The sequence below is a fragment of the Janthinobacterium agaricidamnosum NBRC 102515 = DSM 9628 genome (assembly GCF_000723165.1).
Lineage (GTDB): Bacteria > Pseudomonadota > Gammaproteobacteria > Burkholderiales > Burkholderiaceae_D > Janthinobacterium > Janthinobacterium agaricidamnosum.
This window is the reverse complement of the sequence record NZ_HG322949.1, coordinates 4827602-4851767: the sequence shown is the minus strand read 5'-3', so window position 1 is coordinate 4851767 and position 24166 is coordinate 4827602. Positions and strand designations below refer to the sequence as shown.

20 protein-coding genes are annotated in these 24166 nt (G+C 62.2%); 18 read left to right on the top strand and 2 right to left on the bottom strand.

Features of this window, described 5'->3' with window-relative positions; translation table 11 throughout:
* The first annotated feature begins 5 nt into the window (after positions 1-5).
* The 13 genes from GJA_RS20790 to GJA_RS20730 all read left to right on the top strand — a co-directional run bounded on the left by GJA_RS20790 (position 6) and on the right by GJA_RS20730 (position 16314).
* Positions 6-1538 carry a UDP-N-acetylmuramoyl-L-alanyl-D-glutamate--2,6-diaminopimelate ligase gene (locus tag GJA_RS20790; protein ID WP_038496102.1) on the top strand — a complete coding sequence of 511 codons (1533 nt, stop codon included), beginning with the start codon at positions 6-8 and terminating at the stop codon, positions 1536-1538.
* Positions 1538-2941 (top strand): UDP-N-acetylmuramoyl-tripeptide--D-alanyl-D-alanine ligase, encoded by a 1404-nt coding sequence (locus tag GJA_RS20785; RefSeq protein ID WP_038496100.1) that lies wholly within the window; start codon positions 1538-1540, stop codon positions 2939-2941. The genes GJA_RS20790 and GJA_RS20785 overlap by 1 nt, the downstream gene beginning before the upstream one ends.
* Positions 2942-2943: 2 nt before the next feature.
* The gene (gene mraY, locus GJA_RS20780; protein WP_038496098.1) at positions 2944-4119 is read left to right on the top strand and encodes a phospho-N-acetylmuramoyl-pentapeptide-transferase; all 1176 of its coding nucleotides are present in this window, start codon (positions 2944-2946) and stop codon (positions 4117-4119) included.
* Positions 4119-5633 carry a UDP-N-acetylmuramoyl-L-alanine--D-glutamate ligase gene (gene murD / locus GJA_RS20775; RefSeq protein WP_038496096.1) on the top strand — a complete coding sequence of 505 codons (1515 nt, stop codon included), beginning with the start codon at positions 4119-4121 and terminating at the stop codon, positions 5631-5633. Before mraY ends, murD begins: the two co-directional genes overlap by 1 nt.
* Positions 5633-6844 (top strand): putative lipid II flippase FtsW, encoded by a 1212-nt coding sequence (gene ftsW / locus GJA_RS20770; RefSeq protein WP_038496094.1) that lies wholly within the window; start codon positions 5633-5635, stop codon positions 6842-6844. The genes murD and ftsW overlap by 1 nt, the downstream gene beginning before the upstream one ends.
* Positions 6841-7923, top strand: a complete 1083-nt coding sequence (gene murG / locus GJA_RS20765) for an undecaprenyldiphospho-muramoylpentapeptide beta-N-acetylglucosaminyltransferase (protein WP_038496092.1) — start codon at positions 6841-6843, stop codon at positions 7921-7923. The genes ftsW and murG overlap by 4 nt, the downstream gene beginning before the upstream one ends.
* Positions 7924-7988: 65 nt before the next feature.
* A complete protein-coding gene (gene murC / locus GJA_RS20760) occupies positions 7989-9392 on the top strand; it encodes a UDP-N-acetylmuramate--L-alanine ligase (RefSeq protein ID WP_038496090.1) in 1404 nt (467 codons plus the stop codon).
* Between the two features lies 1 nt (position 9393).
* Positions 9394-10377: a D-alanine--D-alanine ligase gene (locus GJA_RS20755; protein ID WP_051781200.1), complete on the top strand. Its 984-nt coding sequence runs from the start codon at positions 9394-9396 to the stop codon at positions 10375-10377.
* A gap of 3 nt (positions 10378-10380) precedes the next feature.
* Positions 10381-11199, top strand: a complete 819-nt coding sequence (locus GJA_RS20750) for a cell division protein FtsQ/DivIB (protein ID WP_038496088.1) — start codon at positions 10381-10383, stop codon at positions 11197-11199.
* A gap of 9 nt (positions 11200-11208) precedes the next feature.
* On the top strand, positions 11209-12441 hold the full coding sequence (gene ftsA, locus GJA_RS20745) for a cell division protein FtsA (protein ID WP_038496086.1): 1233 nt from the start codon (positions 11209-11211) through the stop codon (positions 12439-12441).
* A gap of 152 nt (positions 12442-12593) precedes the next feature.
* Positions 12594-13799 (top strand): cell division protein FtsZ, encoded by a 1206-nt coding sequence (ftsZ, locus tag GJA_RS20740; protein ID WP_038496084.1) that lies wholly within the window; start codon positions 12594-12596, stop codon positions 13797-13799.
* 164 nt (positions 13800-13963) lie between these two features.
* Entirely contained in the window at positions 13964-14470 is a 507-nt protein-coding gene (locus tag GJA_RS20735) for a peroxiredoxin (protein ID WP_038496082.1), read from the top strand.
* A gap of 287 nt (positions 14471-14757) precedes the next feature.
* Positions 14758-16314 carry an Ig-like domain-containing protein gene (locus GJA_RS20730; protein WP_144241607.1) on the top strand — a complete coding sequence of 519 codons (1557 nt, stop codon included), beginning with the start codon at positions 14758-14760 and terminating at the stop codon, positions 16312-16314.
* A gap of 65 nt (positions 16315-16379) precedes the next feature.
* Here the strand turns inward: GJA_RS20730 and GJA_RS20725 are convergent, their stop codons facing one another.
* Positions 16380-17147, bottom strand: a complete 768-nt coding sequence (locus GJA_RS20725) for a class I SAM-dependent methyltransferase (protein ID WP_038496078.1) — start codon at positions 17145-17147, stop codon at positions 16380-16382.
* Positions 17148-17272: 125 nt separating this feature from the next.
* Here GJA_RS20725 and GJA_RS20720 point away from each other — a divergent pair, with 125 nt between their 5' ends.
* The 4 genes from GJA_RS20720 to lpxC all read left to right on the top strand — a co-directional run bounded on the left by GJA_RS20720 (position 17273) and on the right by lpxC (position 20608).
* Positions 17273-18046, top strand: a complete 774-nt coding sequence (locus tag GJA_RS20720; protein ID WP_051781199.1) for a helix-turn-helix transcriptional regulator — start codon at positions 17273-17275, stop codon at positions 18044-18046.
* A gap of 142 nt (positions 18047-18188) precedes the next feature.
* On the top strand, positions 18189-18608 hold the full coding sequence (locus tag GJA_RS20715) for a hypothetical protein (RefSeq protein ID WP_038496074.1): 420 nt from the start codon (positions 18189-18191) through the stop codon (positions 18606-18608).
* 153 nt (positions 18609-18761) lie between these two features.
* Positions 18762-19604, top strand: coding sequence for a DMT family transporter (locus GJA_RS20710; protein WP_038500634.1), 843 nt, complete (start codon positions 18762-18764; stop codon positions 19602-19604).
* Between the two features lie 68 nt (positions 19605-19672).
* Positions 19673-20608: a UDP-3-O-acyl-N-acetylglucosamine deacetylase gene (gene lpxC / locus GJA_RS20705; protein ID WP_038496072.1), complete on the top strand. Its 936-nt coding sequence runs from the start codon at positions 19673-19675 to the stop codon at positions 20606-20608.
* A 2-nt stretch (positions 20609-20610) separates the two neighbouring features.
* On the opposite strand, the gene GJA_RS20700 is transcribed toward lpxC, so the two are convergent.
* Positions 20611-21105: a DciA family protein gene (locus GJA_RS20700; RefSeq protein ID WP_051781472.1), complete on the bottom strand. Its 495-nt coding sequence runs from the start codon at positions 21103-21105 to the stop codon at positions 20611-20613.
* A 261-nt stretch (positions 21106-21366) separates the two neighbouring features.
* Between GJA_RS20700 and secA the strand changes: the two genes are divergently transcribed.
* Entirely contained in the window at positions 21367-24126 is a 2760-nt protein-coding gene (gene secA, locus GJA_RS20695; RefSeq protein ID WP_038496068.1) for a preprotein translocase subunit SecA, read from the top strand.
* Positions 24127-24166: the final 40 nt, after the last annotated feature.

Genomic DNA, 24166 nt, shown 5'->3' with positions numbered 1-24166 from the left:
CCCCCATGACCCTAACAGAAATCAGTGCCTGGATCAGCGCCGTGGCGCCGGCCGGCCAGCTGGCGTCGGACTCGCGCCGCATCCAGCGCGGCGACGTGTTTTTTGCCTATCCCGGCGATGTCGGCGACGGCCGCGCGTTTATCGCCGCCGCGATCGCCCAGGGCGCCGCCGCGATCGTCTACGACGGCGCGGACTTTGCCTGGAATGAACAGTGGCAGCTGCCGCACCTGGCCGTGGCCGGGCTGAAACGCCAGGCCGGCCCGCTGGCGCACGCCTTTTACCGGCAGCCGGACCGCGCCATGTTCAGCGTCGGCGTGACCGGCACCAACGGCAAGACTTCCTGCGCGGTGTGGCTGGGCCAGGCGCTGTCGCGCCTCGGCGCGTCGACCGCCGTGATCGGCACGCTGGGCGTCGGCCTGAGCCGGGCCCGCGGCGACGTCGAATTCGACGTCACCGGCTACACCACGCCGGACGCGGTGCTGTTGGCGCGCAAGCTGGCCGAGATGCGCGAGCGCGGCGCCGAGGCGCTGGCGATCGAAGTATCGTCGATCGGCCTCGACCAGCAGCGCGCGGCCGGCATGCATTTCGACGTCGCGCTGTTCACCAACCTGACCCGCGACCACCTCGATTACCACGGCGACCTGGCGGCCTATGAACAGGCCAAGACCAAATTGTTCGACTGGCCCGGCCTGCAAAGCGCGGTGCTGAACCTGGACGACGCGATGGGCTTGCGGCTGGCCGGGCATCTGCGCGGCAGGCTGCCCGGCAAGTTGCCGCTGGTCGGCTACACGCTGCAGGACAGTGCGGCCTTGCCTGGGCTGGACGGCGTCGCCATGCTGCGCGCCAGCCAGTTCCGCAGCCGTCACGCCGGCACCGAATTCCACCTCGAGTCGCCGTTCGGCCTGGCGCTGGTCAAGACCCAGCTGGTCGGTCACTTCAATATCAGCAATGCGCTGGCGGTGATGGGCGCGCTGCTGGCCAAGGGCGTTGGCCTGCGCGCCGCGATCGAAGCGATCGAAGCGCTGCAAGCGGCGCCGGGACGCATGCAGCAAGTCGGCGGCCAGGATGCGCCTATGGTCGTCATCGACTATGCGCATACCCCGGATGCGCTGGAAAAAACCCTGGCCGCCTTGCGTGCGGTGGCGCAGGAGCGCGGCGGCCAGCTGTGGTGCGTGTTCGGCTGCGGCGGCGACCGCGATCCGGGCAAGCGTCCGCAAATGGGCGCGATCGCCCAAATGGCCGACCATGTGCTGGTCACCAGCGACAATCCGCGCGGCGAAGATCCGCATACCATCATTGAACAAATCGTCGCAGGCATGAATCAACAACATCCCGGCTCGGCGCTGCAGACGGTGGAAGACCGCGCCGCCGCCATTTTGCTGGCCATCAAGCACGCGGCCAAGGCCGACGTGATTTTATTGGCCGGCAAAGGCCATGAACCGTACCAGGAAATCAAGGGCAAGAAATTGCCGTTTTCGGATACCGACCACGCCCAGCTGGCGCTGTCGGCCCGTTTGACCATGATGAGGACCAATTGATGCGCACCACACTGGCACAATTGACGTCGGCGATCCCCGGCGCCGCCTTGTCCGACAACGCCGCCGGCGACCTGCTGGTTAAGGGCGTGTCGACCGACAGCCGCAACGTGCCGGCCGGCGCGCTGTTCGTCGCGCTGCGCGGCGAGACCTTCGACGCCCACGCCTTCCTCGACCAGGTGGTCCAGGCCGGCGCGGTGGCGGTGGTGGCCGAGCAAGTGCCTGAAGGTTTCCCGCTGCCGGCGATTATCGTGCCCGACACCCTGGCCGCGCTGGGCCGCATCGGCAATTACTGGCGCCGCCAGTTCGACCTGCCGGTGATCGGCGTCACCGGCAGCAATGGCAAGACCACGGTCAAGGAAATGATCGCCTCGGTGCTGGCCGCCGCCTACAGCGAAGAGGGCCGGCTGGCCACGCGCGGCAACTTGAACAATGAAATCGGCGTGCCGCTGACGCTGTTCCGGCTCGACGTGGCGCACAGCGCCGCGGTGGTCGAACTGGGCATGAACCATCCCGGCGAAATCGCCCGCCTGAGCGCGATCGCCGAACCGACTGTGGCGCTGGTCAACAACGCCCAGCGCGAACACCAGGAATTCATGCATACGGTGGAAGCCGTGGCGCTGGAGAACGGCGCGGTGCTGCAGCGCTTGCCGGCCGACGGCGTCGCGGTGTTCCCGCACGGCGACGAATTTACCCCGCTGTGGACCGAATTGTCCGGCGCGCGCCGCGTGCTGACGTTCGGCCTGACCAAGGACGCCACGGTCAGCTGCAGCCACCGGCCGGCCGAGGATTTCGGCAGCGACCTGTTCGTCAGCGTGCGCCAGCCGGATGGCCAGCTGGTGCAGTTTTTCGTCGCGCTGGCGGCGGCCGGCCGGCACAATGTGTTGAATGCGCTGGCGGCGGTGGCCTGCACCTGGGCCGCCGGGGTCGAGGCCGGCGCCATCAAGCGCGGCCTGGAAGCGTTCGCGCCGGTGGCGGGCCGCCTGCAGCACAAGCGCGCGCCGAACGGCGCCACCGTCATCGACGACAGCTATAACGCGAATCCCGATTCGGTGCGCGCCGCGATCGACGTGCTGGCGCAAGCCGGCGCGCCGCGCATTCTGGCATTGGGCGACATGGGCGAAGTCGGCACCCAAGGCAGGCAATTCCACGAAGAGATCGGCGCGTATGCGGCCGCCAAGGGGATCGAGCATGTGCTCGTCACCGGCGAGCTGGCGCGCCATGTGCATGGCGTCAACGTGGAATATTTTGAACAGTTCGACGGTTTGCTGGCGGCGCTCGATGCGCATCTTGCCGGCCATCCGGAAACAACGGTATTGATCAAGGGCTCCCGCTTCATGAAAATGGAACGGGCCGTGCAGCATTTGATTGGATCTCATAGCAATAATAACAAGGAAGCTCACTAATCATGCTGCTCTGGCTCGCCCACTATTTCCAGGAAGACCTCGGCCCGCTGCGGGTCTTCAATTTCATCACCTTCCGCGCGGTGTTCGCGACGTTGACGGCGGTGATGATCGGCCTGTTCGCCGGTCCCGCCGTGATCCGCATGCTGACCCGCATGAAGGTCGGCCAGGCGGTGCGCACCGACGGTCCGCAAACCCATCTGAAAAAACACGGCACGCCGACCATGGGCGGCGTGCTGATCCTGCTGGCGATCGGCGTGTCGACGCTGCTGTGGACCGACTTGTCGAACCGCTTCATCTGGCCGGTGCTGGTGGTCACGCTGGGCTTTGGCGCGGTCGGCTGGGTCGACGATTACCGCAAGGTGGTGCGGCAAGACCCGAACGGCATGCGCTCGCGCGAAAAATATTTCTGGCAATCGCTGATCGGCCTGGTGGCCGCGTTTTACCTGGCGTTTTCGGTGTCGGTGTCGGAACCGGACGCCGGCCAGGTGTGGCAATTGATCTACTCCTGGGTGCAATCGGGCTTTTCGATGGACTTGCCGCCGAAAGCCGACTTGATCGTGCCGTTCTTCAAGACCATCAGCTATCCGCTGGGCGTCTGGGGTTTCATCGCGCTGACCTATTGCGTCATCGTCGGCACCAGCAACGCGGTCAATTTCACCGATGGCCTGGACGGCCTGGCGATCATGCCGACCGTGATGGTCGGCACCGCGCTGGGCTTGTTCGCCTACCTGACCGGCAGCGCCAGTTATTCGAAATACCTGTTCATCCCGCATATCCCGGGCGCCGGCGAATTGATCATCTTTTGCGGCGCGATGGCGGGCGCGGGACTGGCCTTCCTCTGGTATAACACCCATCCCGCGCAAGTGTTCATGGGCGACGTCGGCGCGCTGGCGCTGGGCGGCGCGCTGGGCACCATCGCCGTCATCGTGCGCCAGGAAATCGTGCTGTTCATCATGGGCGGCATCTTTGTCGTCGAAACGCTGTCGGTGATCATCCAGGTGGTGTGGTTCAAGTACACCAAAAAACGCTATGGCGTCGGCCGCCGGGTATTCCTGATGGCGCCGCTGCACCACCATTTCGAGCAAAAGGGCTGGCGCGAAACCCAGGTCGTGGTGCGTTTCTGGATCATCACGATGATGCTGGTCTTGCTTGGTTTAACCACGTTGAAGTTACGCTAATGAATTACGCCGGCAAACAAGTACTGGTGCTGGGGCTCGGTGAATCCGGGCTGGCGATGGCGCTGTGGCTGGCCCGCGGCGGCGCGTCGGTGCGCGTGGCCGATACGCGCGAGGCGCCGCAGCGGCTGGCCGACCTGCGCGCCGCGCTGCCGGACGCCGGCTACGTCGCCGGGCCGTTCCACGCCGGCCTGGTCGACGGCGTCGACATCATCGCCGTCAGCCCCGGCCTGGCGCCGAACCGCGAACTGGCCGAGATCATTCCGGCCGCCGCCGATAAAGACATCCCGCTGTGGGGCGAAATCGAATTGTTCGCCCAGGCGCTGGCCGCCTTGAAGGAAGACCGTGGCTACCAGCCGAAAGTCATCGCCATCACCGGCACCAACGGCAAGACCACGGTGACCAGCCTGGTCGGCCTGCTGTGCCAGCGCGCCGGCCTGTCGGTGCGGGTGGCCGGCAATATCAGCCCGGCCGCGCTGGACGTGCTGCGCGACGTGCTGGATCAGGCGTCCGACGCGCACCCGCTGCCGCAGGCCTGGGTGCTGGAATTGTCCAGCTTCCAGCTGCATACCACGTTCAGCCTGCAAGCCGACGCGGCCACCGTGCTGAACCTGAGCCAGGACCACCTCGACTGGCATGGCGACATGCAAGCGTATGCGGCTGACAAGGCGCGTATTTTCGGCCGCGACACGGTGCGCGTGCTGAACCGCGACGATGCCCACGTGATGCGCATGGCCGATCCGCTGGCCGCCGCGATCACCTTCGGCACCGGGGAGCCCACCGGCGTCGACAGTTTCGGCCTGCAAAACGAGCGCGGCATTTTCTGGCTGGCGACCGCCGTGCCGAGTGAGGAAGTGATCGAGAAAAAACGCCGCAAGAACGATCCGGCGCCGGAACCGGTCGCCACCACGGCCAAGAAACTGATGCCGGCCGACGCGCTGAAAATCCGCGGCCAGCACAATGCGGCCAACGCGCTGGCGGCGCTGGCGCTGTGCCGCGCGATCGATTTGCCGTTCGCGCCGCTGCTGCACGGCCTGCGCGAATACCAGGGCGAGCCGCACCGGGTCGAATTGATCACGGCGATCAGCGGCGTCGAATACTACGACGATAGCAAGGGCACCAATGTCGGCGCCACCGTGGCCGCGCTGTTCGGCCTCGGCAAGGCGTTCGGCGGCGCCGGCCAGCGTCTGGTGCTGATCGCCGGCGGCGACGGCAAGGGCCAGGATTTTTCGCCGCTGGCCGAGCCGGTGTCGCGCTATGTGCGCGCGGTGCTGCTGATCGGCCGCGACGCGCCGGCCTTGCGGGCCGCGCTGGAACCGTCCGGCGTCGACCTGGTCGATTGCGCGACCTTGCCGCAAGCGGTGCAACAGGCGAGTCAACTGGCGCAGGCCGGCGACGCGGTGCTGCTGTCGCCCGCTTGCGCCAGCCTCGACATGTTCAACAATTACGGCCACCGCGCGCAAGTGTTCGTCGACGCGGTACGCGACATCGCACTGGAACAGGGACAGGATATCTGATGGCCTTGCAACTGCCATTCCGCCTCTTTGCCGGGTCGGCCTCCAAGCCGATGGATAGCAATGCGCGGCCGTCGAAGATGATGGAATACGACCAGCCGCTGGTGTGGGTGGTGGTGTTGCTGATGTTGTTCGGCATGGTGATGGTGTATTCGGCGTCGATCGCGCTGGTCGATTCGCCGAAGTTTTCGGCCTATAGCAACAGCTATTTCCTGGTGCGCCAGGCGGCCTTTATCGCGGTGTCGATCGTAGTCGGCGCGCTGGTGTTCCGGGTGCCGGTGGCCAGCTGGCAGCGCTGGGCGCCGTATCTGTTTATCGGCACGCTGATCTTGCTGACGCTGGTGTTCGTGCCCGGCATCGGCCTGTCGGTGAACGGCGGCAAGCGCTGGCTGAAGCTGCGCCTGTTCAACGTGCAGCCCTCCGAAATCATGAAGGTCGTGATCGTGCTGTACGCTGCCGATTACACGGTGCGCAAGCAGGAATTCATGCACAAGCTGACCAAGGGTTTCATGCCGATGGCGCTGGCGGTCAGCTTCGTCGGCTTGCTGCTGCTGATGGAGCCTGACCTGGGCGCGTTCGGCGTGATCGTCTGCATCGCGATGGGCATCCTGTTCCTGGGCGGCGTCAATGCGATCTGGTTCGGCGGCATCGGCGCCATGCTGGCGGCGATTTTCATCGCCATCATCGCCTTGTCGAAGTTCCGCCGCGAGCGGTTTTTCGCGTATCTGGACCCGTGGCAGGAAGACAATGCGCTGAACAAGGCGTACCAGTTGACGCATTCGCTGATCGCCTTCGGACGCGGCGAATTTTTCGGCGTCGGCCTCGGCGGCAGCGTCGAGAAACTGCACTATCTGCCGGAAGCGCATACCGACTTCTTGCTGGCGGTGATAGGCGAAGAGCTGGGACTGGCGGGGGTGCTGGTGGTGATCGCGATGTTTTACTGGATTATCAAGCGCGCCTTCGACATCGGCCGCCAGGCGATCGCCATCGACCAGACCTTCGCCGGCCTGACCGCGAAAGGCATCGCCATCTGGATCGGGGTGCAAACCTTCATCAACATGGGCGTCAACCTCGGTTTGCTGCCGACCAAGGGCCTGACCTTGCCGCTGATGAGTTATGGCGGCACCGGAGTATTGATTAATTGCGTCGGACTCGCGATCCTGCTCCGGATCGACTACGAGAACCGGGTCTTGATGCGTGGTGGCAGGTTATGACTTCAGTAAAGCAAAAACGATTGATGATCATGGCGGCCGGTACCGGCGGCCATATTTTTCCCGGCCTGGCGATCGGGCAAACCATGCGCGCGCGCGGCTGGCAAGTCAGCTGGCTGGGCACCTCGCACGGCATGGAACAGGAGCTGGTGCCGAAGCATGGCATCGAAATGGACGCGGTCGAATTTTCCGGCATGCGCGGCAAGGGCCTGGCCCATACGGTCAGCGGCGCTTTCAAGCTGGTCGCCAGTTTTTTCGCCTGCCTGCGTTTCATCGGCAAGCGCAAGCCGGACGTGGTGCTGGGCATGGGCGGTTATGTGACGGTGCCGGGCGGCTTGATGGCGCGTTTGCGCGGTCTGCCGCTGGTGCTGGTCAACGCCGATGCGGCGCTGCTGTTGTCGAACAAGACCTTGACGCCGGTGGCGCAAAAGGTGTGCTTCGGTTTCCCGGCCGATTTCGGCAATGCGGCGGCCAAGGCGGTCGTCACCGGCAATCCGGTGCGCCGCGAAATCCTCGACATGGCGGGGCCGCAAAGCCGCTTCGAGGGCCGCGATGGACCGTTGCGCATCTTGGTGGTGGGCGGCAGCCTGGGCGCCAGGGCGCTCAACGACAGCTTGCCGCCGGCGCTGGCGCTGATCCCGCAGCAACGGCGTCCGCTGGTGACGCACCAGTCGGGCAAGAAGAATATCGACGCGTTGCGCGCTTCGTACGCGCAGGCTGGCGTGGACGCGAACGTGGTCGATTTCATCGACGACATGGCGCACGCGTATGCCGAGGCGGACCTGGTGATTTGCCGCGCCGGCGCGATCACGGTTTCGGAATTGACCGCCGCCGGCGTGGCCAGCGTGCTGGTGCCGCTGGTGGCGTCGACCACCAGCCATCAGCGCAACAATGCGCAATGGATGGAGCAGCAAGCGGCGGCGATTCACTTGCCGCAGACCGAGATGACGGCGGCGTCGCTGGCGGCGCTGCTGCAGGGCTTGAGCCGCGAGGCATGCCAGGCGATGGCGCTGGCGGCGCTTGGCGTCGGCAAGCGCGACGCGAACGACGCGATCGCGGCGGTACTGGAACAATTAGCCTGACAAATTTTGCTTGACCCGAAAAATCGGCTTGACCCTATATTGAGATTGAAACAGAGACTGCATACGTGAAACATAAAGTACAAAACATCCATTTCGTCGGCATCGGCGGCAGCGGCATGAGCGGCATCGCCGAGGTGCTGGTCAACCTGGGCTATACCGTGTCCGGCTCCGACCTGGGCAGCAATGCCGCGACCCAGCGGCTGGAAAGCCTGGGCGCCAAAGTCATGCTGGGCCACGACGCGGCCCATATCGGCGACGCCGACGCGGTGGTCACTTCCGGCGCGGTGCCGCAAGACAACCCGGAAGTGCAGGCTGCGCGCAGCCGCAAGATTCCGCTGGTGCCGCGCGCCGTGATGCTGGGTGAACTGATGCGCCTGAAGCGCGGCATCGCGATCGCCGGCACGCACGGCAAGACCACCACCACCAGCCTGGTCGCGTCGGTGCTGGCGCAGGGCGGCCTGGACCCGACCTTCGTCATCGGCGGCCGCCTGACCAGCGCCGGCGCGAATGCGAAACTGGGTTCCGGCGACTACCTGGTGGCCGAGGCCGACGAGTCGGATGCGTCGTTCCTGAACCTGGCGCCGATGATCGAAGTGATCACCAATATCGACGCCGATCACATGGAAACCTACGAGCACGACTTTGAAAAGCTGAAGCAGGCTTTCGTGCAATTCACGCACCGGCTGCCGTTCTATGGCCGCGCGATGCTGTGCATCGACGATCCGCACGTGCGCGCCATCATCCCGTTCGTGACCAAGCCGGTGACCACCTACGGTTTTGCCGAGGACGCCGAAGTGCGCGCCGTGAACGCCCGCGCGGTTGGCCTGGAAATGCATTTCACGGTGCTGCAGGAAGGTTATCCGGCGCTCGACGTGGTGCTGAACCAGCCTGGCATGCATAACGTGCAGAACGCCTGCTCGGCGATCGCCATCGCGCGCGAAATCGGCATCGGCGACAGCGCCACCCAGCAGGGCCTGGCGGAATTCGCCGGCGTCGGCCGCCGTTTTACCCGCTACGGCGAAATCGCCCTGGCCGGCGGCGGCAGCTTCGCGCTGGTCGACGATTTCGGCCACCACCCGGTGGAAACCGAAGTGACGATGGCCGCCGCACGCGCCGCGTACCCGGGCCGCCGGCTGGTGCTGGCGTTCCAGCCGCACCGCTATACCCGCACCCGCGACCTGTTCGAAGACTTCGTCAAGGTGCTCGGCACGGTCGACGTGCTGCTGCTGGCCGAAGTGTACGCCGCCGGCGAGGCGCCGATCGTCGCCGCCGACGGCCGCGCACTGGCGCATGCGCTGCGCGCACGGGGCAAGATCGAACCGATCTTCGTCGAAAAAATGAGCGACATGCGCGACACCATCATCAGCGTGGCGCGCGACGGCGACGTGGTCGTCACGATGGGCGCCGGCTCGATCAGCGGCGTTCCGGCGCTGCTGAAAAATCAACCTACAACATTTATCAAGGCCTGACGTGAACCAAACCTCAGTTATCGACGTTAAAGCATTGGGCAAGGTCGGCGTGCTGTTCGGCGGCCGTTCCGCGGAGCGCGAAGTGTCGCTGATGTCCGGCAATGGCGTACTCAATGCCCTGTTAAGCCACGGCGTCGATGCGCACGCCTTCGATCCGGGCGTGCGCAGCCTGGCCGAACTGGCGGCGGAAAAATTCGACCGCGTGTTCATCGCGCTGCACGGCCGCTTCGGCGAAGACGGCAGCCTGCAGGGCGCGCTGGAACAGTTGGGCATCCCGTACACCGGCAGCGGCGTGATGGCGTGCTCGGTCGGCATGGACAAGATTTACACCAAGCTGATCTGGCTGATGCACGGCTTGCCGACGCCGAAGTACGCGGTGCTGGACGACCAGTCCGACTTGAACCAGGTCGCGGCCGAATTGGGCTTGCCGCTGATCGTCAAGCCGCCGCACGAAGGCTCGACCATCGGCATCACCAAGGTCAGCGAAGCGTCGGCGTTCCAGGCGGCCTACGATATCGCCGCGGGTCTCGACGATTCGGTGCTGGCCGAGGAATTCGTCACCGGCCGCGAGTTCACCGTGGCGGTGCTGGGCCACGGCGCCGGTGCGCGCGCCTTGCCGGTGGTGGAAATCGTCGCGCCGCAAGGCAATTACGATTACCAGAACAAGTACTTTACCGACGATACGCAGTATTTCTGCCCGGCGGTGCTGGACCAGGCGACCACTGACGAAATGCAGCGCATCGCTCTGGAAGCGTACCGCAGCCTCGGTTGCGAGGGCTGGGGCCGGGTCGACGTGCTGCTGCGGAGCAGCGATAACCGGCCGTTTTTGCTGGAAGTGAATACCTCGCCGGGCATGACCGGCCATTCGCTGGTGCCGATGGCGGCGCGCGCGGTGGGTATCAGCTATGAAGACCTGTGCCTGGAAATCGTCGGCACGGCGCGCTTGAAAATGTCGGGACCGAAGCAGCAAGGGCAGGGACGGTAAACCATGTGGCAAGACGCTAAAACCTTGAACGCGACCGCCAACGCCTTGCTGGCCTTGGTGATGCTCGTGTGCGTGGCGGCCGGCGTCTGGTGGCTGGCGCAGCGGCCGATGTTTACCTTGCGGATGATACGCGTCGAGAGCATGCAGTCGTCCGGCTTGCGCCACGTGAATCACCTGACGCTGCGCAGCGCCACGCTGGGCCGCATCAAGGGAAATTTTTTCACCGCCAACCTGGACAGCGTGCGGCAGGCGTTTGAATCGGTGCCCTGGGTGCGCCGCGCCACCGTGCGCCGCGAGTGGCCGAACCAGCTGATCGTCACGCTGGACGAACACGAGGCGCTCGGCACCTGGGGCGAGGATGGCCGGCTGCTGTCGGTCAAGGGCGATGTGTTCACCGCCAACCTGGCCGAGGCGGAAGACGACCATGTGCTGCCCGAGTTTTTCGGGCCGGACGGCAGCGAGAAAGACGTGCTGGCGACCTTCGCGCTGTTGCGCAAGTGGTTTGCGCCGATCAAGCTGGTGCCGGAATCGCTGTCGCTGTCGAGCCGTTATGCGTGGACGGTCAAGCTGGACAACGGCATGAGCGTGGCGCTGGGGCGCGAGCAGACCCGCAGCACCCTGAAGGAACGGGTCGACCGGCTGGTGGGGATTTATCCGCAGCTGGCGAGCCGGCTGGACAATATCGACACCATCGATATGCGGTACCAAAATGGCCTGGCGCTCAGTTCCGCCGGGCTGGTGATTCCGGCGGAAGGCAAGAAGTCGGCAGCGCTGAAGAAAAAACCGAATAATTTAAAGCCAATCATCAAGAACATACAGTAGGCGACAGACATGACAAAAGACGCGAAAAACCTGATCGTCGGACTCGACATCGGCACCTCCAAAGTGGTGGCGGTGGTCGCCGAGGTGATGTCCGACGGGCGCCACGAAGTGATCGGGCTGGGCCAGCACGAATCGAAGGGATTGAAGAAGGGTGTGGTGGTCAATATCGAGGCCACCGTCGAGTCGATCCAGCGCGCGCTGGAAGAGGCCGAGCTGATGGCCGACTGCAAGATCCGCAATGTGTATGCGGGCATCGCCGGCAGCCATATCCGCAGCTTCAATTCGAGCGGCATGGTGGCCATCAAGGACAAGGAAGTAACCGCCACCGACGTGGCGCGCGTGATCGAGACGGCGAAGGCGGTCAACATCCCGACCGACCAGCAATTGCTGCACACGGTGCCGCAGGAATTCATCGTCGACAGCCAGGAAGACGTGCGCGAGCCGATCGGCATGAGCGGCATCCGGCTGGAGGTGAAGGTGCACATCGTCACCGGCGCGGTGTCGGCGGTGCAGAACATCGTCAAGTGCGTGCGCCGCTGCGGCCTGGAAGTGTCCGACCTGATCCTGCAGCCGATGGCCTCGGCCGACTCGGTATTGACGGCCGATGAGAAGGAACTGGGCGTGGTGCTGATCGACATCGGCGGCGGCACCACCGACGTGGCGGTGTTTTCCGACGGTGCGATCCGCCACACGGCGGTGATCCCGATCGCCGGCGACCAGATCACCAACGACATCGCGATGGCGCTGCGCACGCCGACCTCGGAAGCGGAAGAAATCAAGATCCGCTACGGCGTCGCCAAGCAGGTGCTGGCCGATCCGGGCGAGACGCTGGAAGTGCCGGGCCTGGGCGACCGTGGCCCGCGCAACCTGTCGCGCCAGGCGCTGGCGGCGGTGATCGAGCCGCGCGTCGAGGAATTGTTCGCGATGGTGCACCAGGTGGTGCGCGAATCGGGCTACGAAGGGGTGCTGTCGTCGGGCATCGTGCTGACCGGCGGCACCACGATCATGCCGGGCATGGTCGAAATGGCGGAAGACATTTTCCTGAAGCCGGCGCGCCTGGGCACGCCGGATTACCGCGGCCAGCTGGCCGACGTGGTGCGCAGTCCGCGCTACGCGACAGTGCTCGGCTTGCTGCTGGAAGCGAAAAAGCAGTACCTGCGCGGCCACATCGTGACGCGGCAGGACGGCTCGGTGAAGGCGGTCTGGCAGCGCATGAAGGAATGGTTCCTGGGGAATTTTTAAGCACGGTTTGGTTGCATGGTTCAGGTTGCACGGTTTTCGGTTACAGCGCAGGTACACACTATTTATTTAAATTTAACCGCAGTTTTCAATCTCCAGCTCTCCTACGAATATGAGGCCTGGCGCTTGGAAACCGCATTCTGAAGGAGCACATCATGGAGTTCGATATGGTCGATAACGCAGCCGTAGGTACCGTCATCAAGGTCGTCGGAGTCGGCGGCGCGGGTGGCAATGCAGTGCAGCACATGATCAACAAAGGCATGTCCGGCGTTGAATTCATCGCCGCCAACACCGATGCGCAGGCGCTGTCGGCGTCCAAGGCGGACAATATCATCCAGATCGGCGACACCGGCCTGGGCGCCGGGATGAAGCCGGAAGTCGGCCGCCAACTGGCGGAAGATTCGCGCGCGCGCATCGAAGACGCGTTGCGCGGCGCGCACATGGTGTTCATCGCGGCCGGCATGGGCGGCGGCACCGGCACCGGCGCCGCGCCTATCGTCGCGGAAGTGGCCAAGCAACTGGGCGCGCTGACGGTGGCGGTGGTGTCCAAGCCGTTTTCGTACGAAGGCCAGAAGTGCATGGATATCGCCGACGAAGGCCTGGAGCAGCTGTCGCTGCACGTCGATTCGCTGATCATCATCCTGAATGAAAAACTGGAAGAGATCTACGAAGATGAAAGCATGCTGGAGTGGATGCAGCACGCCGACGATGTGCTCAACAATGCGGTGGCCGGGATCGCCGAGATCATCAACGTGCCGGGCCATATCAACGTCGACTTCAACGACGTGAAAACCATCATGGGCGAGCAGGGCAAGGCCATGATGGGCACCGCCACCGCGTCCGGCGTCGACCGCGCGCGCATCGCGGCGGAGCAGGCGGTCGCCTCGCCGCTGCTGGACGGCATCGACCTGTCCGGCGCGCGCGGCGTGCTGGTCAACGTCACCGCCAGCCGTGGCCTGAAAGGTAAAGAGATCAAGGAAGTCATGGCCGCCGTGCGTGCGTTCGCGGCGCCGGATGCATCGATCGCGCAAGGTATCGCCTACGACGATGCGATGGGCGACGATATCCGCGTCACCGTGGTGGCCACCGGCCTGGGCCGCGCCAAGAAAAACATCCAGCTGGTACCGCAGCAAATGCTGCGCACCGGCACCCACAACAGCCCGCTGAATCCAGCGGCGTCGATGGGCGGTGCGGCCGCCGCGACGTCGGTCGGCATGGCGGTGCCGGCGCAAGCGTTCGACGGCATGAAGGCGCCGGCGGTATGGCGCCGCGAATCGGCTTCCGAGCAAGTGCGCGCAATGGAAAAGAACGGCATGGAAACCTACGACATTCCGGCTTTCCTGCGCAAGCAGGCGGATTAAGCAAGCCGCTTGAGGCACGGCGCCCCGGCCATCCGGCACGGGGCGCTTGCTGCATAAAGCATCCAAGTCAGGCATACTGTTGGCCAGTGCCTGGAGTAGCCGCGCCTGGCGCGGCTTCTTTTTGGCCTGTCCAATTTAGCAAGCATCCAATATAAGGAGTCAATATGACCATCAAAATCGGCGACATCCTGCCAGAAGGCACCCTGTCCGAATTCATCGAAACCGAAACCGAAGGCTGCGCGCTGGGACCGAACACCTTCAAGGTGGAAGAACTGGTCAAAGGCAAGAAGATCGCCATCTTCGGCTTGCCAGGCGCGTACACCCCGACTTGCTCCGCACAGCACGTGCCGGGCTACGTCCAGCACGCCGCCGACCTGAAAGCCAAGGGCGTCGATGAAATCTGGTGCATCTCGGTCAATGACGCATTCGTCATGGGCGCCTGGGGCCGCGATCAAAAAGCGGTCGGTTTCGTGCGCATGATGGCTGACGGCAATGCCGCTTACAGCAAGGCACTGGGCCTGGATGCCGACTTCAGCAAGTTTGGCATGGGCACCCGTTCGCAGCGCTATTCGCTGCTGGTCGACAACGGCGTGGTCACCCAGCTCAATATCGAACAAGGCGGCAAATTCGAAGTATCGAACGCGGAAACCCTGCTGGGCCAATTGGCGTAAGCTGTTTCGCTGCAATAAAAAATGGCGCCGCGTGCGCCATTTTTTTATGGCCGATTTTTTGACGTGCATTTTATTTCGATTAATTGCTCATTATGCATCCTCATTGTATTAAAATCATATTCATTGGATTGAAATAAATATACTAAAGAGGAAATTTCATAATTTTTCAATTGGCTATTCGTTTACATTTTTATAAAAATACAATAATATTCATTTGATATTTTATTTTAAATATTAAAATAAATATGTTTTATCTGGATTTTTAATAAAAGGGAGAACTGGTAGTCATGAGAAAAAGCAGTCTTGTTTTAAGCGCCTGCCTCAGTGCATTATTGGCGGCTTGCGGCGGCGGAGATGCCTCCGGACCGGCCGATAGCGGCTCAAAAATATTGGCATCGTCGAATATCATCGCGCAGGCGGCCAGCCAGAATAGCGCCGACCCGGATAGCGCCAAGCCGATCTTGCTGGCGACCGCATTGAATAACCCGCCCGTTGTACGGGCCGCGACGCCGGCCGTTTTTGGCCAGGGCAGTGCGGCGCGCAGCATCCAGGCTGAACCAAATGCCGCGCTGGCCGTGCAATTAAAACTGCATCGCGAAGATCCGGCGCGGCGCGCGGCGGTGCCGGGCGCCATGCGTATGCTGGCCGCCGGCGATGCGATTCCCGCGCCGATCGCCGGCTGTCCCGAAATCCAGCCCGGCTTTGTGTACACCGACAGCACGCCGGCCGCCGGCGGCTTGAAGTGCTACCAATTCGTGGTCAACGATAAAACCAAGATCGACAGCAAGGCGTTGTTGCCGGATGGCATCAATGCGGTTGGCTATCTGTTTGAAGTCGATCCGGCCACCGGTCAGATCCGCGATGTGGAACTGGACTTCGATGCCAGCCCGAACAATCCGCTGCTGATGCAAAGCATCAGCCAGTCGGCGCGGCTGGTACTGGTGGTGCAAGCCGCGAATGGTCCCGGCGGCCAGGCTTACCAGTTCGGCGCGTGGTCGAGCCAGGGCTTCGATGCGTTTGAAGTCAACGATAAAATCAGCAAGCCGGCGTTGGCGCCGATTAACCAGACGGTGAACGCGAATATCGATGTGCCGGGCACGGACCAGGATTATTATTTTTTCCCGCTCAAGCGCAACCAAAGTTCGGCTGACATCACCATTAACTTTACCGCGCAGCAATCGGCAGGCATCCGGCTGGGACGGAAAAATACGGATGGCAGTTATGCGTGGGCAGATGAAAGACCGCTGGCCGCGGTCGAATCGGGCAGGACCCTGACGCTCAACGGTATTCCGCGTGCCGATGCGAATGGCGTCTATGGCGTGATCGTGCGCGTCAGCGGCGTCAATCCAGCGGCGCCCGCCGTACAGCCTTATACCGTGCACGTCAAAACGCCGGATTTCTTTATTGCCGATTATGATAGTTATAATAGTGAAAACTTGACGCATTGGTATCCGAAATTCGACGGCTATGGAGTGGAGGCGGCCCATTACCTCGATTTGAGCGTCAAAGTCAGCGATACCGAGGGTAATCCAGTCGAAGGACAGGCTGTGCTGTTTGTCCTGGATCGCAATAAATATGATGGAGAAACCCGGCAACAATATGTGGCCACCACTGACCGCTCCGGCCGAGCGCGTTATCGTGCGGAAATGTCCGCATGTACCGGAGAAACATTCAAGGCATACAATTACGGACCGTTCGGCGATGGCACCCGCTGGAATGGAGAGGCCCAGCTTGGTCAGTACCAGATATTGCTGTTCGGCCCAAGTTCCCAGCCTGTGGAAAAGCTTAAAGTTGGTCCGATCCGGTTTTATCGGATTTGCAAGGAAGTTCCTATCCATCGATAAGCCTTTTCAGCAATCCTGAGCAACGGCGCCATGCGGCGCCGTTGCTCATTACTCATTGCTCATGCTTATTGCCGCGCCGGTTTCACCGCTTCAAACAGCGCCGCGTCGATGGTGAACGAATAATCGTCTTGCAGCGCAAAATAATCGCGCGCTTCCTGCGGCGCCGTATCGAACAGGTCGCGCACTGCCTGTACCCGCGGCGCCGGCGTGCGCATCCGCGTCACCCAGTCGCCGAATGTCATTTGCAGCTTCCACTGGCTGCGCAACTGGTGCGTGAAACCGGCCGTCTCCAGCTTGGCGCCCCATTCGCAGCTGCGGTAATCGCGCACGTGGGAAGCGTCGCGCAGCAATTCCACCGCTTGCAGCGTGCTGTCGTACAACGCGTTTTTTGGCGCCACGATGTCGACGATCAGCAGCCTGCCTTGCGGGCGCAGCACGCGCCAGGCCTCGCGCAGCGCGGCCGCCGCGTCGAACCAGTGATGGGCTGAAAAACGCGTCACCACCATATCGAAGCTGGCGTCGCCGAATGGCAGCGCGGTCACATCGCCCTGTTGCGTGGCGATATTGTCGAGGCCACGCTGCCCGCTGGCGTGCTGCACCACATCGAGCATCTGGCGCGACAAGTCGAACGCGGTGACCGATCGTGCCACCGGCGCCACGGCGAAACTGGCGTGGCCGGCGCCGCAGCCGAGATCGAGCACATTCGGTTTGCCGAGGCGGCGCGCCGCTTCCTGCATCAGCACCAGGTCGGCGCCTTGCGCGTGCACCGCGCTGCTCAGATAAGCGCTGGCGCTGGTGCCGAATTGTTGGGCGATGACATCTTGCTGTTGCATGTTTTTCTCCATCAAAGATAGGGTTGATGCAGAATAAGACGGTTTTTATCCTGTAACAAGACAAGTACTTATACTGGTATAAGTACTACCATGAAATATTCCCATGCTCTATATCCCGCGTCACCATGTCGAATAAATTAGGCGAATTCATCCGTGCCCGGCGCGAAGCGGTCACGCCGGCCAAGGCCGGCCTGTCCGGTGGCGGCCGGCGCCGCACGCCGGGCTTGCGGCGCGAAGAGCTGGCGCAATTGTGCGGCGTCAGCCCAACCTGGCTGACCTGGCTGGAGCAGGGCCGTCCGGTGTCGGCGTCGGCCGCGATGCTGGCCCGGCTGGCGCAAGTGCTGCAACTGAGCGCGGCGGAACGCGCCTATCTGTTTGCGGTGGCCGACAAGCTCGACCCGAACCAGGGCGCGAGCGGCGAAGCGGGCGACGACGGGCTGGCCGCGATTGTCGAGGCGATCGCCGCGCCGGCGTATATCCTGGACCGCGGGTGGGATGCGGTGGCCTGGAACCGCGACGCCGCACGCTTGTTCACCGGCTGGCTCGATCGCGAGCAGGGCGGCGCTGCGCCGAACCAGCTGCGTTTCATGTTCCGCGCAGCGAGTGCGCGTTCATTGATTGCCGACTGGCCGGAACGGGCGCGGCGGCTGGTGGCGGAATTTCGCGCCGATGCCGGCCGGCATGCCGACCAGCCGCCGCTGTCCGCCCTGATCGACGAATTGATACAAGCCAGCGCCGAGTTTCGCCAGTGCTGGGAAACGCAGCAAGTACTGGGGCGCGATGGCGGAGTACGCTGTTTCCAGCATCCGCTGTCGGGCGCCGTCAGTTTTAACCAGGTGACGCTGCACCTGGCGCGGCGCCATGAATTGAAATTGGTGATGCTGTTGCCTTTGGCGTAGCGATGGGCGCCATCTTTGTATGCGGAATGTAAATTGTTTCCTATGAAAACTATTTTGTGTTATGTTAACCGCGTCTTGTCGCTTTGGAATGTATATCGAGGCAATCGGCGGCTGTAACACTATTTAATTTTTAGGAGATGTGATGAAACGTATTCTGATGTGCGCTTTGGCTGTGCTGTCCTGTAGCGCATATGCCCAGCCTGCATTTACGGGAAATAATTTTAGTGGGACCTACGATTGCGCCGGCAACGATAACCGCGATGGCGCATTCGGCGTCACCTTGAAGGTTGCGCTGGCCGCCGCGCAAAGTAGCGGCGACCGCGGCGCTTACACGTTGACGATGGAGGTGCCTGACTATGCGTCGTACAAAGGCAGTGCGATAGCTAAGGGCAAGCAAGTGGCCGTATCTTTTGCCAACCTGGATACCAGCGGCAAGGACTATGGCACCAGTGTCGGCACCATGTCGAAGAACAAGGCGAACAAATGGGTGTTTACCAGTTATTATTATCAACCTGAATACAAGGGAGGTGGTTTCGGCACAGAAACGTGTACCCAGCAGTAATGTTCAACACCCCGGCCCAGGGGGAACATGCGCGTTTGGCCGTTGTTTCCTGATCATTGACAGCTTGCTCGATGGAGTTGCTCCTCGGCAAGCGGATGCATTTTATGGGCCGTTATGAGTTCTCGTTCGCAAAACCTGCGCAGCATCTATGCGATGCTGATCGCCGCCGCCATGTTTTCCTTGATGGACACAGCCATGAAGCTGCTGTCGGCCAACTATCCGGCGATGCAGGTGACTGCCTTGCGCGCGCTGTCGTCGCTGCCGCTGGTGTGCCTGTACCTGCTGTACCGGGGTGCGTTTACACATGTGCTGAAGGTGCGCTGGCCGCTGCATTTCCTGCGCGGCGGGCTCGGCATCGCGATGATCACGCTGTTCGCCTACGGTTTGCGGCTGCTGTCGCTGGCCGAGGCGTATGCGCTGTTTTTCATCGCGCCGATGCTGATCACGGCGCTGTCGGTATTTATTTTAAAAGAAAAAGTCGATGTGCAGCGCTGGTGCGCGATCGCGGTCGGGATGGGCGGCGTGCTGGTGGTGCTGCGCCCCAGCGGCGCACAGTTTTTCTCGCTGGGCGGACTGGCGGTGCTGGCCGCGGCGTCCTGTTATGCGGTGTCGGCGATCACCGGCCGGGTGCTGAGCCGCAGCGACGCCAGCGAAAGCATGGTGTTTTGGCTGATGGTGATGATGGCGATCGGTGGCGTGCTGCTGTCGGCGCACGAGTGGGTGGCCATCCGCCGTCAGGATGTCTGGTTGCTGCTTGGCTTGTCGGTCAGCGGTTTCCTGGGGCAATTGGCGATTACCGAGGCGTTTCGCACGGGCAAGGCGTCAAGCGTGGCGCCGTTCGAATATTCGGCATTGGCCTGGGGCATGGGCCTGGATTGGTTGCTATGGCGCACCTTGCCGGATGAATATACCTTGCTCGGCGCGGGGATTATCATTGCCAGCGGCATCTACCTGGTGCGGCGCGAGGCGGTGCATATCGACAGCGAACATCCGTGATTGTGGTTTTTCTGGCGTAGAAAATTCTGGGCCGCAACGAGAAAACGCCAAATTGATATAATCGACGGATGTTAAAACAACGCACTATCAAACAATTGGTCCGTACAGTCGGCGTCGGTTTGCACTCGGGCACCAAGGTCGAACTGACCTTGCGGCCGGCGGCGATCGATACCGGCATCGTGTTCCGTCGCGTCGACTTGACGCCGGTGGTGGAATTTCCCGCCAGCGCGATGGCGGTCGGCGATACGCGCATGGCCTCGGTGCTGATCAAGGATGGCGCGCGGGTGTCGACGGTCGAGCACTTGATGTCGGCCGCGGCCGGCCTCGGCATCGACAATATGTATATCGACGTCAGCGCCGAGGAAATTCCGATCATGGACGGTTCCGCGTCTTCTTTTGTGTTCCTGTTGCAACAATCGGGCGTCGAAGAGCAGGCGGCGGCGAAAAAATTCATCCGTGTGATCAAGCCGGTGGAAGTGCGCCACGGCAAAGGCGACGCCGAAAAATGGGCCTGTCTGAGTCCGCACGAAGGTTTTAAGCTGGACTTTTTCATTGAATTTAACCATCCGGCGGTCGATGGCACGACGCAGCGCGCGACAGTCGATTTCGGCGACGTGTCGTATGTGCACGATGTGGCGCGCGCGCGCACCTTCGGTTTCATGCAGGACGTCGAAAGCTTGCGCGGCATGGGACTGGCGCGTGGCGGTTCGCTGGAAAACGCCATCGTCATGGATGAATACCGTATCCTCAATTCGGACGGCCTGCGCTATGAAGATGAATTCGTGCGCCACAAGATACTCGACGCGATCGGCGACTTGTACCTGATCGGCCATCCCTTGCTGGCCAGCTACACGGCGCATAAATCCGGCCACGCGCTGAATAACCAGCTGCTGCTGGCCTTGCTGCAACAGCCGGACGCCTATGAAGTCGTGTCGTTCGATACCAATGAGGCGGCGCCGCAATCGTATCTGAGGCAGATGGAACGCGAGTGGTCGCTAACTTGACGTTAGTCTGATGGATCGCGGTGGCGCTGCACCAGCGCCCGTAGCGCCGCGATCAAGTCCTGGTTCTGTTTCGACGCCGGCAAGGTATTGCTCAATTCATCCAGCGCCGACATCGCCTTTTCCGGCAACACCAGCGCCCGGGTATAGACCACCGGCGCGATGCTTTTAATCACTTGCACTTTCAGCTTGATGGCGAAAATCTGCCAGCCGCGTTTTTCCAGCTCGGCTTGCAATTTCGGTAATTGCTGCTTCAATTTGGCCGCCACCGCCGCGTTCGGCGTCGCCAGCACCAGGTGTCCGCCCTCGAATTGCAGGATGTCGCACTGGCTGAACATGGCCGGCAACGCTTGTGCGCAATCTTTTTGCAGCGACGCCAGCCGGGCGACGGTCGGCAGCAGCGACGCCATGGTGGCGTTGCTGCGCAAAAAGTCGGTGGCGCCGCTGACGGGCTGGTTGAACTTGCGGCGCGGCGCCTGGAAAAAAGTGGGGGATCGCATAGCGCGCAACATATCACAGTTGCCCGCCGGCTGGCGAGCGGGGCATGCCGGCGCGGCGGCCGGAAGTGAATAAATTTCCGGAATTGGCCGACATTGTTTATCATCGCCCTATTGTTATATAGGCCAATATCCCAATCTTGGCTGCGTCGCATGATAAAATCATCGTCTTTTGCCATACTCGAACTCCGTGCGGTAACGCGATTTTTGCCTAGTTGTCACCAAGCGAGCTTTTTTTAACGGCGTTTTTTCAAGAATTCAAGCATGTCATTACTGACCCAGATTTTCGGTAGCCGCAACCAGCGGCTGCTCAAGCAATACCAAAAAACGGTACGCGAGATCAATGCGCTCGAGCCGGTCATCGAAAAGCTGTCGGATGCCGAGCTGCAAGCGAAGACGCCTGCCTTCAAGGAACGCCTCGCCAATGGCGAGACGCTGGATGCCTTGTTGCCGGAAGCGTTCGCCGTGTGCCGCGAGGCCAGCAAGCGCGTGATGCGCATGCGCCACTTCGACGTGCAATTGATCGGTGGCATGGTTTTGCACTACGGTAAGATCGCGGAAATGGGCACCGGCGAGGGCAAGACCCTGATGGCGACCCTGCCGGCCTATCTGAACGCCTTGTCGGGCAAGGGCGTGCATATCGTTACCGTCAACGATTACCTGGCGCAGCGTGATGCCGACACCATGGGCCGCCTGTATGGCTGGCTGGGCCTGTCGACCGGCGTCAACCTGTCGCAGATGGAGCACGACGCCAAGCAAGTCGCCTACGCGTCGGACATCACCTACGGCACCAACAATGAATTCGGCTTCGACTACCTGCGCGACAATATGGTGTTCGAAGCGCGCGACCGGGTCCAGCGCGCGCTCAATTTCGGCATCGTCGATGAAGTCGACTCGATCCTGATCGATGAAGCGCGTACTCCGCTGATCATTTCCGGCCAGGCTGAAAACCATACCGACCTGTATCACAAGATCAATGCCGTGCCTGGCCGTCTGACGCTGCAAATCGGCGAGGAAACGCCGGATGGCAAGGGCAAGGTCGAGGTGCCCGGCGATTACACCAAGGATGAAAAAGCGCATCAGGTGCTGCTGACCGAAGTCGGCCACGAGCGCGCCGAGGCGATCATGACCGAAATGGGTTTGCTGCCGGAAGGCGCCTCGTTGTACGACTCGGCCAACATCACGCTGGTGCACCACCTGTATGCGGCCTTGCGCGCCCACGCGCTGTACTTCAAGGACCAGCACTACGTGGTGCAAAACAATGAAGTGGTGATCGTCGACGAATTCACCGGCCGTCTGATGACCGGTCGCCGCTGGTCGGATGGCTTGCACCAGGCCGTCGAAGCGAAAGAAGGCGTCAAGATCCAGAACGAGAACCAGACGCTGGCCTCGATCACCTTCCAGAACTACTTCCGCATGTACAGCAAGCTGGCCGGCATGACCGGCACGGCCGATACCGAAGCGTACGAATTCCAGGAAATCTATGGCCTGGAAACCGTCGTGATCCCGCAAAACCGTCCATTGCAGCGCAAGGACCGTCAGGATCAGGTCTACAAGTCGTCGGAAGAAAAATACAATGCGATGCTGATCGACATCCGCGATTGCTACGAACGGGGCCAGCCGGTGCTGGTCGGCACCACTTCGATCGAGAATTCGGAACTGTTGTCCGGCATCCTGACCAAAGCGAAATTGCCGCATAACGTGCTGAACGCCAAACAGCATGCGCGCGAGGCGGAAATCATCGCCCAGGCCGGCCGCCCGAAAGCGATCACCATCGCCACCAACATGGCCGGCCGCGGTACCGACATCGTTTTGGGCGGCAACGTCGAAAACCAGATCAAGTTCATCGAAGCCAATCCGGACATCGCGGACGCCGACAAGGCGGCGCAAGCCAAGACGCTGCGCGATGAATGGCAATCGCTGCACGACCATGTGGTCAACGCCGGCGGCCTGCATATCATCGGCACCGAACGCCACGAATCGCGCCGGGTCGACAACCAGTTGCGCGGCCGTGCCGGCCGCCAGGGCGATCCGGGTTCGTCCCGCTTCTACCTGTCGCTGGACGACGCGCTGCTGCGCATCTTCGCCGGCGACCGCGTGCGCGCCATCATGGACCGCCTGAAAATGCCGGAAGGCGAGCCGATCGAGGCCGGCATCGTGTCGCGTTCGATCGAATCGGCGCAGCGCAAGGTGGAAGCGCGCAACTTCGACATCCGCAAGCAATTGCTGGAATACGACGACGTCGCCAACGACCAGCGCAAGGTGATTTACCAGCAGCGCAACGAGCTGCTCGAAGCGACCGATATTTCGGAACTGGTTGCATCGCTGCGCCATGGCGTGTTCACCGACCTGGTGCGCACCTATGTGCCGGAAGAGTCGGTCGAGGAACAGTGGGACGTCAAGGCGCTGGAAGCGACGCTGGCGTCCGAATGGCAAATCGAGCTGCCATTGCAAGCGGCGCTGGAAGCCGAGCCGAACCTGACCGACGACGAATTGCTCGAGCGCGTGATCGGCGCCGCCGATGCGGTGTACCAGGCCAAGATCGCGATCGTCGGCAAGGAATCGTTCGGCGGTTTCGAGCGCAACGTCATGCTGACCGGCGTCGACAACCACTGGCGCGAACATCTGGCGGCGCTGGACCACCTGCGCCAGGGCATCCATTTGCGCGGTTACGCGCAAAAGAACCCGAAACAGGAATACAAGCGCGAAGCGTTTGAACTGTTCGGCCAGATGCTCGACATGATCAAGAATGAAGTGGTCAAGCTGGTCATGACGGTGCGCATCCAGTCGCGCGAGGAAATCGACGCGGCGGAAGCGGCGATGCAGCAATCGCACGTCGAAAACGTGCATTACCAGCACGCCGATTTCAATCCGGACGCGGCGCCCGAGGAATTGCTGGCGCCGACCGCCAGCCCGGACGACAGCGATGGATTGACGATGGGCGGCATCAAGGTCGGCCGCAACGATCCATGTCCTTGCGGCAGCGGCAAGAAATTCAAGCAATGCCACGGCAAGCTGGCCTAAGCCGGCTAGTTTGAGGCGCCAAAAAGCGGGGAACTTCGGT

Bases quoted from the DNA above. Each gene is read 5' to 3' on its own strand.
- mraY (WP_038496098.1), top strand. From the start codon at position 2,944: ATGCTGCTCTGGCTCGCCCACTATTTCCAGGAAGACCTCGGCCCGCTG.
- ftsZ (WP_038496084.1), top strand. From the start codon at position 12,594: ATGGAGTTCGATATGGTCGATAACGCAGCCGTAGGTACCGTCATCAAG.
- GJA_RS20710 (WP_038500634.1), top strand. From the start codon at position 18,762: ATGCTGATCGCCGCCGCCATGTTTTCCTTGATGGACACAGCCATGAAG.
- lpxC (WP_038496072.1), top strand. From the start codon at position 19,673: ATGTTAAAACAACGCACTATCAAACAATTGGTCCGTACAGTCGGCGTC.
- ftsA (WP_038496086.1), top strand. From the start codon at position 11,209: ATGACAAAAGACGCGAAAAACCTGATCGTCGGACTCGACATCGGCACC.
- GJA_RS20700 (WP_051781472.1), bottom strand. From the start codon at position 21,105: ATGCGATCCCCCACTTTTTTCCAGGCGCCGCGCCGCAAGTTCAACCAG.
- GJA_RS20735 (WP_038496082.1), top strand. From the start codon at position 13,964: ATGACCATCAAAATCGGCGACATCCTGCCAGAAGGCACCCTGTCCGAA.
- GJA_RS20790 (WP_038496102.1), top strand. From the start codon at position 6: ATGACCCTAACAGAAATCAGTGCCTGGATCAGCGCCGTGGCGCCGGCC.
- GJA_RS20725 (WP_038496078.1), bottom strand. From the start codon at position 17,147: ATGCAACAGCAAGATGTCATCGCCCAACAATTCGGCACCAGCGCCAGC.
- GJA_RS20715 (WP_038496074.1), top strand. From the start codon at position 18,189: ATGAAACGTATTCTGATGTGCGCTTTGGCTGTGCTGTCCTGTAGCGCA.
- secA (WP_038496068.1), top strand. From the start codon at position 21,367: ATGTCATTACTGACCCAGATTTTCGGTAGCCGCAACCAGCGGCTGCTC.
- GJA_RS20720 (WP_051781199.1), top strand. From the start codon at position 17,273: ATGTCGAATAAATTAGGCGAATTCATCCGTGCCCGGCGCGAAGCGGTC.
- GJA_RS20730 (WP_144241607.1), top strand. From the start codon at position 14,758: ATGAGAAAAAGCAGTCTTGTTTTAAGCGCCTGCCTCAGTGCATTATTG.
- GJA_RS20750 (WP_038496088.1), top strand. From the start codon at position 10,381: ATGTGGCAAGACGCTAAAACCTTGAACGCGACCGCCAACGCCTTGCTG.
- GJA_RS20785 (WP_038496100.1), top strand. From the start codon at position 1,538: ATGCGCACCACACTGGCACAATTGACGTCGGCGATCCCCGGCGCCGCC.
- murG (WP_038496092.1), top strand. From the start codon at position 6,841: ATGACTTCAGTAAAGCAAAAACGATTGATGATCATGGCGGCCGGTACC.
- murD (WP_038496096.1), top strand. From the start codon at position 4,119: ATGAATTACGCCGGCAAACAAGTACTGGTGCTGGGGCTCGGTGAATCC.
- ftsW (WP_038496094.1), top strand. From the start codon at position 5,633: ATGGCCTTGCAACTGCCATTCCGCCTCTTTGCCGGGTCGGCCTCCAAG.